The sequence below is a fragment of the Streptomyces sp. NPDC050509 genome, assembly GCF_044457965.1.
Lineage (GTDB): Bacteria > Actinomycetota > Actinomycetes > Streptomycetales > Streptomycetaceae > Streptomyces.
Genome location: NZ_JBITHL010000003.1, coordinates 1 through 11,907 on the forward strand (window position 1 = coordinate 1; position 11,907 = coordinate 11,907).

An 11,907-nucleotide genomic window follows, 5' to 3' on the forward strand; every position below is an offset into this window, starting at 1 on the left:
TGCCAAGGGCATGGCTGGTTGGCTACGTTCGGAAAGGATAACCGCTGAAAGCATCTAAGCGGGAAGCCTGCTTCGAGATGAGGACTCCCACCCCCTATGAGGGGTTAAGGCTCCCAGGAGACTACTGGGTTGATAGGCCAGATGTGGAAGACCGGTAACGGTTGGAGCTGACTGGTACTAATAGGCCGAGGGCTTGTCCTCAGTTGCTCGCGTCCACTGTGTTGGTTCTGAAATAACGAACGGCCGTGTTTTCATCCGGTGTTCAAAGTTTCATAGTGTTTCGGTGGTCATTGCGTGAGGGAAACGCCCGGTTACATTCCGAACCCGGAAGCTAAGCCTCACAGCGCCGATGGTACTGCAGGGGGGACCCTGTGGGAGAGTAGGACGCCGCCGAACAATTATTGACGGGAATGCCCCGCACCTCTGGTGCGGGGCATTTCTGCGTTCCAGGCCAATTTCCGACTCCCGGGGCCGTTTAGGCTCGGTGGCATGCGCTACGAACTCGTCATCTTCGACAACGACGGCGTCCTCGTCGACAGCGAGCGGCTCTCCAACACCATCCTGGCCGGCTATCTCACCGAGTTGGGCCATCCCACCTCCTACGAGGACTCCCTGAAGGACTTCATGGGGGCCGCCGTGCACCGCGTCCACGATCTCGTACAGGAACGGACCGGGCAGCGGCTGCCCGCGGACTTCGACGAGGTGCTGCACGCCCGGGTCTTCGCAGCCTTCGAGCGGGAGCTGACGCCGGTCGACGGCGCCGTCGAGGTGATCGAGAAGCTGGCCGCCGATGGTGTGGCGTACTGCCTCGCCTCGTCCGGCAGCCATGAGCGGATCCGCGTCGGGCACCGGAAGACCGGCCTCGACCGGCTGTTCCCGCACCAGGAGAACGGTGGCGGGAACGGCGGGGAGAACAGTGCCGACAACGTCGTCTTCAGTGCTCAGGACGTCGGGCGCGGGAAGCCGGCGCCCGATCTCTTCCTGCACGCCGCCGCGCGGATGGGCGTCGCCCCCGAGCGGTGTGCCGTGGTCGAGGACAGCCCCCTCGGGGTCCGGGCCGCCCAGGCCGCGGGCATGGACGTCTTCGCGTTCACGGCGATGACGCCCGCCGGGAAACTGCCCGGTGCCACCGGGTACTTCGCGAGGATGGCCGAGCTGCCGGGGTTGCTTGCCTGACCGTTGTCCGATCCGTTGCCTGATCCACCTACCCATGGGTAGACGGGCGTCCTACGCTGTCCGGCCATGACAGATGTGCGTTTGCGGCACGGTCGGTTCTCCCTGGCGCTCAGCTTCTTCGTCCAGGGGGTGAGTTTTGCCCTTCTGGTCACACGTATCCCGGCCATCCAGGACCGGTACGGGATATCCGACGGTCTTCTTCCCCTCTTCCTCGCCGCCGTGCCCGTGCTCGCCGGTGTCGGCAGTGTCGCCACCGAGAAGGTGGTCGCACGGGTACGGCCGGGGCTTGTGCTGCGGTGTTCCCAGCCCGTCGTCCTGCTGGCCCTGCTCGGCGTCGGGGCCGGGGACGCCGTGTGGCAGCTCGCGTTCGCGCTGGGGGCGTTCGGGCTCGCCGTCGGGGCGCTGGACGCGTCGATGAACATGCTCGGCGTCAGCCTTCAGCGGGCGTACGGGCGCAGCATCATGCTCGGTTTCCACGCCGCGTTCAGCCTCGGCGGGATCGCCGGGGCCTCGCTGGCCTGGGCGGGGGCGCACTGGCATCTGCCGCTGCTCGTGTCGTATCTGCCCGTGGTGGTGGTGCTGTTGCCGGCCGCGCTCGTCGGGTCCCGCTGGTATGTCGACGCGGTCGATGAGAGGAAGGCGGCGGCCGGCGCGGGGGAGGTGGAGAGCCGTACACCGGTGGCTTTCCGGGTGCTGCTGCCGCTCTGCCTGGTCATGTGCTTCGCGTACATCGGCGACTCCACCGTCTCGAACTGGAGCGCCAAGTACCTCCAGGACGTGCTGGGCAGTTCGGAGGAGCTGGCGACCGTTCCGTACAACGCCTACATGGTCACCACGTTGCTGGGGCGCGCGGCCGGGGATCTCGGGGTGCGGCGGTTCGGGTCGGTGGCCGTCGTGCGGTGCGGGTCCGTGCTGGCGGGGGGCGGGTTCGCCGTGGTGGCGCTGGCTCCAGGGGCGTGGACGGGGATCCTCGGGTTCACGCTGCTGGGGCTCGGGCTGTGTGTGCTCGTGCCGCAGACGTTCGCGGCGGCCGGGCGGTTGTTCCCGGGGGCGAGCGACGCGGCCGTGGCCCGGCTCAATGTCTTCAACTACGTGGGGTTTCTGATCGGGTCGCCGCTGGTGGGGGCGTTGGGCGACGCGTGGAGCTACCGCGGGGCGATGCTGGTCCCGATGGTGATGGTCCTCGTGACACTGGTGTACGCCCGCTCGTTCGCGGCGGAGGAGGACCGATACGGTGGCGGGCATGAGCGGCCGCGCACGGTTGATGTGGGATGACGCAGTCACGGCGTACGACTTCGGGCCCAGCCACCCGATGGATCCGGTACGGCTGGCGCTGACCATGGGGTTGGTGCGGGCGTACGGGCTGGACAGAGCGGTCGACGTCGTCGCGGCGCCGCCCGCCGGGGACTCGACGCTGCGGCTCGTACACCGCCAGGAGTACGTGGACGCGGTACGGCGTGCCTCGCTCGACCCGCGGGCCGCCGAGGCGTCGTACGGGCTCGGGACGGTGGACGATCCGGCGTTCGCGGGGATGCACGAGGCCTCGGCGCTGATCGCCGGGCAATCGGTGGGCGCGGCGGAGGCGCTGTGGCGCGGGGAGTGCGCGCACGCGGTGAACTTCGCGGGCGGGCTGCACCACGCGATGCCGGCGGCGGCGTCCGGGTTCTGCGTCTACAACGACGCGTCCCTCGCGATCGCGCGCCTGCTGGAGCTGGGCGCGGAGCGGGTCGCGTACGTCGATGTGGACGTGCACCACGGGGACGGTGTGCAGGCGGCGTTCTGGGAGGACCCGCGGGTGCTGACGGTGTCGCTGCACGAGCATCCCCGGACGCTCTTCCCGGCGACCGGCTGGCCGGAGGAGACCGGCGCCGGTGCGGGAGAGGGCGGTGCGGTCAATGTGGCGCTGCCGGCGGGCACGGGGGACGAGGGGTGGCTGCGGGCGTTCCACGCGGTGGTGCCGGAGCTGCTGGCGGACTTCAGGCCCCAGGTGCTGGTGACGCAGCACGGCGCGGACACGCACTTCGAGGATCCGCTCGCGCATCTCGCCGTGTCGCTGGACGCGCAGCGGGCGGTGCAGGCGTCCTGTCACGATCTGGCGCACGAGTACGTGGACGGCGGGCGGTGGCTGGCGCTCGGCGGGGGCGGGTACGCGGTGGTGGATGTGGTGCCGCGGTCCTGGACCCATCTGGTGGGGATCGCGGCGCACGCGCCGGTCGATCCGCTGTCGGAGCTGCCGGAGTCCTGGCGGCACGAGGTGTACGCGCGGACGCGGCAGCGGGGGCCCGGCCGGATGACGGACGGGCGGACGCCGGCCTGGCGGTCGTGGGAGTCGGGGTACGACCCGGCGGACCGGCTGGACCAGGCGGTGCTGGCGACGCGCAGGGCGGCGTTCCCGCTGCGGGGGCTGCTGGCGTAACGGTCGTCCCGTAGCTCCGTAACCCCCTAGCTCCGTAACCCGTAGCTTCGTAGCCCGGTTTCGTAGCACCGTTCGTAGTGCCGTTCGTAGTGGTCGTTACGCCAACCGTGCGGTCTGTCCGGGGTTCCGGCCCCGCGCCGGGGTCAAGGCGGCAGCATCGGTGGGGTGTTGAGCACCGGTGCCCTGCGGGCGCATCTTCTGGCGGCCAGGCTGGCCGGTCCTGTGGCGACGTCGCGGGAGGAGAGCCTGCGCAGTTACCGTCTCTTCGCCGCGCGGGACCCGCGGGTGATGATCGGAATCGATCCCGAATGGGCATGGGACGAACGGGACTTGCTCCGTCTGATGGCCGAGAAGTGCGGGGTGTCGAGCGATTCCGATCATGTGTCGGGGCCTGATGTGATTGATCCGGAGCTGACGCTGAGGGCGCTGGCCGCGTTCGCGGAGCGCTTGCGCGAGGCGGCGGCGCGGCGGATTCCGGTGCTGCTGGGTACGGGGCATCCGCACCGGCTGCTCGGCTTCTACGCGGGATTGGCAGACGCTTTGTCGGCGGCGGGATGTCTCGTCCTCACCCCGGCGCAGGGGAGATGTGTCGACATAACGACCCGGTTCGGGGTACGCACGTACAACCTCGACTACGTACGGGGAGTCGCTCTGGTGCGGGAACCCGGCGTGCGGTGCGCAGGGCGTGAGACCGGCGCACATACCCACTCGCCGCTGCCGGTTCGGGCCGTGCTGGAGGCTCTGGCGGAGGCCGGAGGGCCGCTTCCCGGGCTTGTCGTCGGGGACCACGGGTGGGTCTGCGGGGCAGGTCAGCTCGGTATCGAGGCCATCGGCCTGGCCGACACGAACGATCCCGCGCTCTTCGTCGGGGAGGCGGAGGGGCGGGTGTCGGTGGCCGTTCCGGTTGATGACGGCGTGCGGTCCGATTACTACCTGCCGCTTACTCGCTATGTACTCAATCGGGCGTGTCTGTCACAGTAGGCGGCCGAAGGCTGCTCCTCTTCCCCACTCGCATCACCCGCCCCTAGTCTGGGATGTGAGCGCACAGCGACGAAGAGTTACCGGAGGGGAAGCCGGTGGCCGTCGGGTGCGGAAGGTACAGGTGGATCATGGTTGCTGGCGAGAGGCCTCTCAATGAGGTCAAGTTCCTTACCGTGGCGGAGGTCGCCTCGGTGATGCGAGTGTCGAAGATGACCGTGTACCGCTTGGTGCACAGCGGTCATCTGCCGGCGATCCGGGTGGGCAGGTCCTTCCGGGTTCCGGAGCAAGCGGTTCACGAGTACCTCCGCGAGTCCTTTGTGGGGGTCGAGTCCGCGTAGTGCCCGTGACCGGCGGCGTTCGGTCCTCCAGGGCTTGTCGGAGGGCGAATGTCGCCGGGAGGGGGGACCGGGGTTTCCCTCGGATTACGTCCCTCACTCGGCGGCGGGTAGGCTAGGCCGACGTAGGTCGTGTGGGCCCAGACGCCCCGCACCGAGTGAAGAGAAGTGAGCGAGGGTAGTCGTGGGCTCTGTTATCAAGAAGCGGCGTAAGCGGATGGCCAAGAAGAAGCACCGCAAGCTGCTCAAGCGCACCCGCGTTCAGCGTCGCAACAAGAAGTAAGTGCGATAGCTGTACGCGCATTCGTGGCCCTTTCACCGACATGGTGGGAGGGCCACGGTTGTTTGTCGGTCACAAGTGCGGCGTGGAAGGTCCGGCGGTCGTCATATCGTGACGGCCACCCGCTACGGTGACGTGGCGGATCCTGAGGTCTGGCGGATCCGGAGATCTAGGGGAAGGCGCTGATCTTGGGCAAGGTCGTGCTCGTGACCGGAGCGGCCCGGCAGCTCGGCGGCCGTTTCGTACGGCGCGTGCAGCGGGAGTCCGGGGTGGACCGGGTGATCGCCGTGGACGCGGAGACCCCCGGGCACGCACTGGGCGACGCGGAATTCGTTCGGGCGGACATCCGCCGGCCCGCCATCGCGCGGGTCCTGGCCGAGCACGCGGTCGACACCGTCGTCCATCTCGATGTGACGGGGACTCCGCTGGGCGCGGGCGGCCGGGCCACGGTCAAGGAGACCAATGTCATCGGCACGATGCAGCTCCTCGGCGCTTGTCAGAAGTCGCCGTCCGTACAGCGGCTGGTGGTGAAGTCCAGTACGAGCGTCTACGGCTCGGCGCCCCGGGACCCGGCGGTCTTCCTGGAGACCACACCACCGAAGTCGCTGCCGAGCGGCGGCTTCGCCAAGGACGCGGTGGAGGTCGAGGGGTACGTACGCGGCTTCGCGCGCCGCAGGCCCGACGTGGCGGTCTGCGTGCTGCGCTTCGCGAACATCCTGGGTCCCTCCGCGGACTCCCCGCTCGCCGAGTACCTCTCGCTGCCCGTCCTGCCGACGGTCTTCGGCTACGACCCGCGGCTCCAGTTCGCGCACGAGGACGACGCGCTCGACGTCCTGCTGATCGCGTCGGAGGCGCCGCGGCGCGGGACGCTCAACAGCGGCACGTTCAACGTGGCCGGGGACGGCGTGCTGACCCTCTCGCAGTGTTCGCGGCGCCTGGGGCGGCCCACCGTGCCCGTGCCGCTGCCGGCGGTGACCTGGGTCGGTACGGCACTGCGTGCGGTGGGGGTGACGGACTTCTCGCCGGAGCAGATCCGGCTGCTCACGCACGGCCGGGTCGTCAGTACGGTCCAGATGCGCGAGACACTGGGCTTCGTACCGTCGTATACGACCGCGGAGGCCTTCGCGGACTTCGCGCGCGGCCGGGATGCCGGGCTGCTGCCGCCGGAGGCGGTGGGCCGTACCGTCGACCGTCTCTCCACCCTCGTGAGCAAGGAGCGCCCCGGACATGGCTGATGCCAAGGTCATCCCCTTCGGAGAGGAGCCGAGGTCGCGGCGCGGCGGCGGTTCGGGGGGCGGGGCCGGCCCGGGCTCCGGGGGCGGTGGCGGCCGGCGGCAGCACTCCGGCAAGGACGGTGCGTCGCGGCGCGCTCAGGGGCCGCTGACGCCCGTACCGGAGCCACGGGCGGGCGACGAGCCCGAGGACGGCGAGCGGGCCGGGACACAGGACTCCGAGGCACCGGTGGCGCCCACGGAGGACGGCGCGGGGGGCTGGGAGCGGCGGCTCGCGGGCGGGCTGGCGTTTCTGCGCCGCCGGGTCACCGGCGAGTACGAGGTCGACGAGTTCGGCTACGACAAGGAACTGACCGACCAGGTCCTGATGTCGCTGATCCGGCCGCTGTACGAAAAGTACTTCCGTGTCGAGGTGAAGGGCATCGAGAACATCCCGTCGGACGGCGGGGCGCTCGTGGTGGCCAACCACTCGGGCACGCTGCCGCTGGACGGGCTGATGATGCAGGTCGCCGTCCATGACAACCATCCGGCGGACCGGCATCTGCGGCTGCTCGCGGCGGACCTGGTCTTCATGATGCCGGTCGTCAACGAGCTGGCCCGGAAGGCCGGGCACACGCTGGCCTGCGCGGAGGACGCGGAGCGGCTGCTGCTGGCCGGTGAGGTCGTCGGGGTGATGCCGGAGGGGTTCAAGGGCCTCGGGAAGCCGTTCGGCGACCGGTACAAGCTGCAGCGCTTCGGCCGGGGCGGGTTCGTCTCGACGGCGCTGCGGGCGGGGGTGCCGATCGTGCCGTGCTCGATCGTGGGCGCCGAGGAGATCTATCCGATGATCGGCAACGCGCGAACTGTGGCGCGGCTGCTGGGTCTCCCGTACTTCCCGGTCACGCCGACCTTCCCGTGGCTGGGACCGCTGGGCGCGCTGCCGCTGCCGACGAAGTGGACGATCCAGTTCGGTGAGCCGATCCCGACGGACGGCTATCCGCCGGAGGCGGCGGAGGATCCGATGCTGATGTTCAACCTGACGGATCAGGTCCGCGAGCAGATCCAGCACACGCTCTACAAGCTGCTGGTGCAGCGGCGGTCCGTCTTCTTCTGATTCCGAGCCGTTTCTGTACGGACCGTCTTCTTCTTGACTGTCTTCTTCTTGACTGTCTTCTCGCTGTTCCGGCGTGCCGGACGGGCCTGTTGTGGCCGCCCGTCCGGCACGCCGGGACGAAGCCCTAGTCGGCGTCCTCCGCCTTGATGCCGAGCCCTGGGAGCAGGTCGGGCAGCAGGGGCGGGATCGTGATGTCGGGGCCGGGGCGGTCCGTGCTGTTGTCGTTCGCGGACGGCGAGGGGGTGACGCTGTTCTGCGGCGGGTCGAGCAGGCCGCCCGTACCGCCGCCGAGCAGGCCCTCGTCGGACGAGGTGGACGAGTCGGGGCTCGACGGGTCCGGCCGCTCCTCGGTGTGTGCGGAGCCGCTGTCCGTACCGCCGCTCGTGCTCGGGGTGGCGGGTGCGGGGTGGTCCTTCTGCGGGTGGCCGCCGCCCGTGGAGTCCTCGGTGGAGCCGGGGCGGGTGGTGTTCCGGTGTTTCGCCGGTGCCTGGGGCAGGAGGGACTGGAGCGGGGCGACCTCTTGGTCTATGGCGTCGAACACCGAACTCACTTCGTTGCCGACGTCCGTGAGCTGGAGGGGGAGCCGGTCGCGCAGCCCGTTCCAGGTCTGGCGGTGCGAGGCGGAGAACGAGGAGAGAGCGGCGATCGGGCCGAGCGAGCCGTCCCGTTCGTAGGCCTCGTGGAGCAGCCGGTGGCCCTCGGTGACATCGTGTTTCATTCCGCCCAGGGTGCGGCGGATCTCGCCCAGGGATTCGTGGTCCAACTGGCCGGAGCGGCCTCGCTCCATCAGCCGGCGTGCTTCGCTGAGGCGGGTCGAGGCATGGTCGAGGTAGAGCTCACCTCGGTCGGACTCGTCGCCCGCCAGGTTGAGCTTGAAGTCCTCCATGCCGCGCTTCAGCCCGTACAGCGAGTCACCGGGCAGGGCGTCGGAGCTGGCGGCGGCCACCCCGCCGAAGGCGCCGGCGGCCACCCCGACCGTGAGCCCGCCGGCCGCGAGCCCCTTGGTCCAGCGGGATCTCGGCCGCAGTTTGCGCAGCGGGGACGCGCGGTGGGCGCCGCGGCCCGACCTCCGCTGCTCGGGCACCGTAGGGCTCGGCCTCACCTCCCCCGCGGCCGCGCCCTCCAGCAGCATGGCCTCCATGGCGGCCACGAGCTGAGCCCGCTGCACCACTTTGACCTCGGGGTCCAGCGTGGGTTTCGGCAGTTCACCGAGACCACTCGCCAGGGCCAACAGCCGCCCCTGTCCGGCCGGTTCGGCCGAATCGGCGGACTGTTCGGCCGCCGCGCCCTGGAGCGTCTGGTCGTCCAGGGCCTGGGCGAAGGCGTTCGCCCGCCGGTGTGCCGAAACGTTCGCGATCACTGGCGGCACCTCCTCTCGTCATGACGATCGACTCCCCTGGGGGTCCGGAAGGTTGCACGCCTTGAGCGCATCCACACGAAAGAGTGAGTGGCTGCGGGCATGGCGTGACCGCAGGGAGCCTGCATCCCGCACAACGAGCGGCGCGGCACTTGGGTTACGGACGGAGGATGATCGGACCAGTGCGTCATCGAGGCGTCACCGACTGTGAGTTGGGTCCGTGGCGGCGGTGGGAGTGGGGGTGGACGTGGGGGTGTGCGTGGATGTGGGCGTGGATGTGGGAGTACGGGCGGTGCCGGGCGCGGGGTGGGTCAGCGGGCGTCTTCGGGGAGCAGACGGGCGAGGGTACGGACGGCCCGGTACTGCAAGGTTTTGATCGCTCCTTCGTTCTTGCCCATGACCCGGGCGGTCTCGGCGACCGAGAGGCCCTGGAGGAAGCGCAGCGTGACGCACTCCTGCTGCTGGGGGTTGAGCTTCCGTACGGCTTCGAGGAGCGCCGCGTTCGAGAGGGACTCCAGGACGGAGTCCTCGGGGCTGCGCTCGACCTCGTTGGCGTCGAGCATCTCGCCGGTGGTCACTTCCAGCCGGAAGCGGCTCGACTTGAAGTGGTCGGCGACCAGGTTCCTGGCGATCGTGACCAGCCAGGCGCCGAAGTCACGGCCCTGCCAGGTGAAGGTGGAGATGCGGCGCAGGGCGCGCAGAAACGTCTCGCTGGTGAGATCTTCGGCGGTCGCCTTTCCGCCCACGCGGTAGTAGATGTAGCGGTAGACGGTGTCGCTGTACTGGTCGTACAGCCGGCCGAAGGCTTCGGCCTCACCGGCCTGGGCGCGCTCGACTAACTCCATCATGCGGGCGCTGTCGCTGTCGGCGCTGGGCCGGCGGGCGGTGGTCGAGGCGGCGGAGCTGCTGCGGCCGCCCCGTCTGCTGACGGCCGCACCACCACTCGCCAGGGCGTAACAAGGTCCGATAGGGCCGCTCACGGCAGGGGCCGGTGCGGCGAAGGCGGGGACGGCGTACGCGGTGGGGACGAAGCCGCGCAAGTGGTCGAGGACCGTTGCGCGCAGCGTAGCCAGGCCCGAGGCGTCAACCCCGACGTGTGGGTACACGGGACTCCCAGAGGCAGAGCTTCCATCACGTGCAGTGCGGGACCGTTCACCCGTCGTAGCGACGCGTGGGGTCCGGTATGCGTCTGAGGAGAATAACGCTTCGTACAGGCAGCGCTACACCCAGTTGCTCAAATCATCGATTACGTCGCTTCCGTGCCGCCTAGGAGGCGGATTTAGTAGCACATCGTGACCATTTATTGATCGGATTGCGTCAAGATCTGCTTGCTCTCGTGATGGGTTGTGCCTGAGTGACGGCGTGCAGATGTGCGGACGGCCCCGCGGGTGTTCCCACGGGGCCGTCCGTTGTGGCGAATGTGCCGACGAGCGTGTCGTTCTGTTGACGGGGTGTCGAGGCCGGGTTGACGCGAGCCGGAGACTGCCGGGTGTCGACGTGTCGACTACCGGGGCCGGAGGCCGGGGCCAGTAGTCGGGAGGCTGGGGCCGGGCCGGGAGGCCGGGGTGTCAGCGCCGGCGGCGGTGCAGGGCGACCGCGGCGGCCGTGCCGCCGGCGAGGGCGCCGACCCCGGCCGCGGCGGGGATGCCGACCTTGGCCGCCTTGCGGCCGGTGCGGTAGTCACGCAGCCGCCAGTCCAGTTTCCGCGCGTGCTTGCGGAGTTTGGCGTCCGGATTGATCGCGTACGGGTGTCCGACCAGGGAGAGCATCGGGATGTCGTTGTGGGAGTCGCTGTACGCGGCGCAGCGCTCCAGGTCGAAGTTCTCGGCGGCGGCGAGCGCGCGGACGGCCTCGGCCTTGGCGGGGCCGTGCAGCGGTTCGCCGACGAGCCGGCCGGTGTAGACGCCGTCGACCGACTCGGCGACGGTGCCGAGGGCGCCGGTCAGGCCGAGGCGGCGGGCGATGATCGTGGCGGTCTCGACGGGCGCGGCGGTCACCAGCCACACCTGCTGGCCGGCGTCCAGGTGGGCCTGGGCGAGGGCGCGGGTGCCGGGCCAGATGCGGTCGGCCATGTACTCGTCGTAGACCTCCTCGCCGATGGACATCAGCTCGGAGACCCGGTGGCCCTTGACGATGGACAGGGCGCTCTCGCGGGCGTCCTGCATATGGGCCGGGTCCTCGACGCCGGCGAGCCGGAACCAGGTCTGCTGCCAGGCGAAGCGGGCCAGCTCGCGGCGCTGGAAGAACTTCCGTTTGTACAGGCCGCGGCCGAGGTGGTAGATCGCGGCGCCCTGCATCACGGTGTTGTCGAGGTCGAAGAAGGCGGCGGCGCGGTCGTCCCCGGCGACGGGGAAGTCCGGCGCCTCGTCGGCCGTGCCGGTGGCGGATTCCTCGCCCTGCGCCTCGCGCGCTTCCTGCGCCTCGCGCGCTTCCTGCGCCTCGCGCGCTTCCTGCGTGGACTTGAGTCCTGCCTCGGCTGCGGCCTCGCCTGCGAGCACGCTCCTCGCGGTGGCGGAGCGCTTACGGGGGGTGAGCCATCCCAGTGCGGCCATAGCGTGAGCATAGCCATTCTGTTCGGTGGTTCCGGACGGGCGGGGACGACGGGGGGTGAACTCTCCGCGACCGGTGCGTTAATGCGGTGATCATGCCAATGGGGCCCGGCTGTGGACAACCGGCGGGTCCCGGCGCCCGGCGGGCGGACAATGGGGGGCATGAGTCCTTTGTTGCGGCGTACGACGAAGAAGAAGGCCGGCGAGCGGATGGTGACGCTTGTCTCGAAGCCGGGGTGTCATCTCTGTGACGACGCCCGCGCGGTCGTCGAGGCGGTCTGTGCCGAGACCGGTGCTTTCTGGGAGGAGAAAGACATCACGCGGGACGAGGCGCTGCACCGTACGTACTGGGAGCAGATCCCGGTGGTTCTGGTCGACGGCGAGCAGCACACGTTCTGGCGCGTGGACGCGGAGCGGCTCCGGCGCGAACTGGGGGCGTGACGCGAAAGACGGTTACCATCGTGGGCGCTTTGCAGGCTTCTCTTCGG

The 11,907-nt window shown here is 69.8% G+C and carries 12 protein-coding genes and 2 rRNA genes; 11 read left to right on the forward strand and 3 right to left on the reverse strand.

The window, feature by feature from the left end; all coding sequences use genetic code 11:
• From ACIBJC_RS09105 to ACIBJC_RS09150, 10 genes are all read left to right on the forward strand, one after another.
• A 23S ribosomal RNA gene (locus ACIBJC_RS09105) occupies positions 1–201 on the forward strand; the annotation flags it as partial.
• Between the two features lie 78 nt (positions 202–279).
• Positions 280–396: ribosomal RNA gene (gene rrf / locus ACIBJC_RS09110) — 5S ribosomal RNA — on the forward strand.
• Between the two features lie 93 nt (positions 397–489).
• A complete protein-coding gene (locus ACIBJC_RS09115) occupies positions 490–1,176 on the forward strand; it encodes an HAD family hydrolase (RefSeq protein ID WP_399289864.1) in 687 nt (228 codons plus the stop codon).
• A gap of 66 nt (positions 1,177–1,242) precedes the next feature.
• Entirely contained in the window at positions 1,243–2,451 is a 1,209-nt protein-coding gene (locus ACIBJC_RS09120; protein WP_399289866.1) for an MFS transporter, read from the forward strand.
• Positions 2,420–3,592 (forward strand): acetoin utilization protein AcuC, encoded by a 1,173-nt coding sequence (locus tag ACIBJC_RS09125; protein WP_399289868.1) that lies wholly within the window; start codon positions 2,420–2,422, stop codon positions 3,590–3,592. Before ACIBJC_RS09120 ends, ACIBJC_RS09125 begins: the two co-directional genes overlap by 32 nt.
• 165 nt (positions 3,593–3,757) lie before the next feature.
• Complete coding sequence (locus tag ACIBJC_RS09130) at positions 3,758–4,573, forward strand: phosphatase (protein ID WP_399289870.1); 816 nt, start codon at positions 3,758–3,760, stop codon at positions 4,571–4,573.
• A 128-nt stretch (positions 4,574–4,701) separates the two neighbouring features.
• The gene (locus tag ACIBJC_RS09135; RefSeq protein ID WP_158575903.1) at positions 4,702–4,911 is read left to right on the forward strand and encodes a helix-turn-helix domain-containing protein; all 210 of its coding nucleotides are present in this window, start codon (positions 4,702–4,704) and stop codon (positions 4,909–4,911) included.
• A gap of 181 nt (positions 4,912–5,092) precedes the next feature.
• Positions 5,093–5,191, forward strand: a complete 99-nt coding sequence (locus ACIBJC_RS09140) for a 30S ribosomal protein bS22 (RefSeq protein WP_003948845.1) — start codon at positions 5,093–5,095, stop codon at positions 5,189–5,191.
• A gap of 185 nt (positions 5,192–5,376) precedes the next feature.
• The gene (locus ACIBJC_RS09145; protein ID WP_399289873.1) at positions 5,377–6,423 is read left to right on the forward strand and encodes an NAD-dependent epimerase/dehydratase family protein; all 1,047 of its coding nucleotides are present in this window, start codon (positions 5,377–5,379) and stop codon (positions 6,421–6,423) included.
• Positions 6,416–7,513: a lysophospholipid acyltransferase family protein gene (locus ACIBJC_RS09150; protein WP_399289875.1), complete on the forward strand. Its 1,098-nt coding sequence runs from the start codon at positions 6,416–6,418 to the stop codon at positions 7,511–7,513. Before ACIBJC_RS09145 ends, ACIBJC_RS09150 begins: the two co-directional genes overlap by 8 nt.
• 124 nt (positions 7,514–7,637) lie before the next feature.
• Here ACIBJC_RS09150 and ACIBJC_RS09155 read toward each other — a convergent pair whose 3' ends face one another.
• From ACIBJC_RS09155 to ACIBJC_RS09165, 3 genes are all read right to left on the reverse strand, one after another.
• Positions 7,638–8,873 (reverse strand): DUF5667 domain-containing protein, encoded by a 1,236-nt coding sequence (locus ACIBJC_RS09155; RefSeq protein WP_399289877.1) that lies wholly within the window; start codon positions 8,871–8,873, stop codon positions 7,638–7,640.
• A 308-nt stretch (positions 8,874–9,181) separates the two neighbouring features.
• Positions 9,182–9,976, reverse strand: a complete 795-nt coding sequence (locus tag ACIBJC_RS09160) for an ECF subfamily RNA polymerase sigma factor, BldN family (RefSeq protein ID WP_399289879.1) — start codon at positions 9,974–9,976, stop codon at positions 9,182–9,184.
• Positions 9,977–10,438: 462 nt separating this feature from the next.
• A complete protein-coding gene (locus ACIBJC_RS09165) occupies positions 10,439–11,422 on the reverse strand; it encodes an HAD family hydrolase (RefSeq protein WP_399289881.1) in 984 nt (327 codons plus the stop codon).
• A 159-nt stretch (positions 11,423–11,581) separates the two neighbouring features.
• Here ACIBJC_RS09165 and ACIBJC_RS09170 point away from each other — a divergent pair, with 159 nt between their 5' ends.
• Entirely contained in the window at positions 11,582–11,860 is a 279-nt protein-coding gene (locus ACIBJC_RS09170; protein ID WP_399289883.1) for a glutaredoxin family protein, read from the forward strand.
• Positions 11,861–11,907: the final 47 nt, after the last annotated feature.

Coding starts and splice junctions, on each gene's coding strand:
- ACIBJC_RS09115 (WP_399289864.1), top strand. CDS start 490: ATGCGCTACGAACTCGTCATCTTCGACAACGACGGCGTCCTCGTCGAC.
- ACIBJC_RS09120 (WP_399289866.1), top strand. CDS start 1,243: ATGACAGATGTGCGTTTGCGGCACGGTCGGTTCTCCCTGGCGCTCAGC.
- ACIBJC_RS09125 (WP_399289868.1), top strand. CDS start 2,420: ATGAGCGGCCGCGCACGGTTGATGTGGGATGACGCAGTCACGGCGTAC.
- ACIBJC_RS09135 (WP_158575903.1), top strand. CDS start 4,702: ATGGTTGCTGGCGAGAGGCCTCTCAATGAGGTCAAGTTCCTTACCGTG.
- ACIBJC_RS09150 (WP_399289875.1), top strand. CDS start 6,416: ATGGCTGATGCCAAGGTCATCCCCTTCGGAGAGGAGCCGAGGTCGCGG.
- ACIBJC_RS09165 (WP_399289881.1), bottom strand. CDS start 11,422: ATGGCCGCACTGGGATGGCTCACCCCCCGTAAGCGCTCCGCCACCGCG.
- ACIBJC_RS09170 (WP_399289883.1), top strand. CDS start 11,582: ATGAGTCCTTTGTTGCGGCGTACGACGAAGAAGAAGGCCGGCGAGCGG.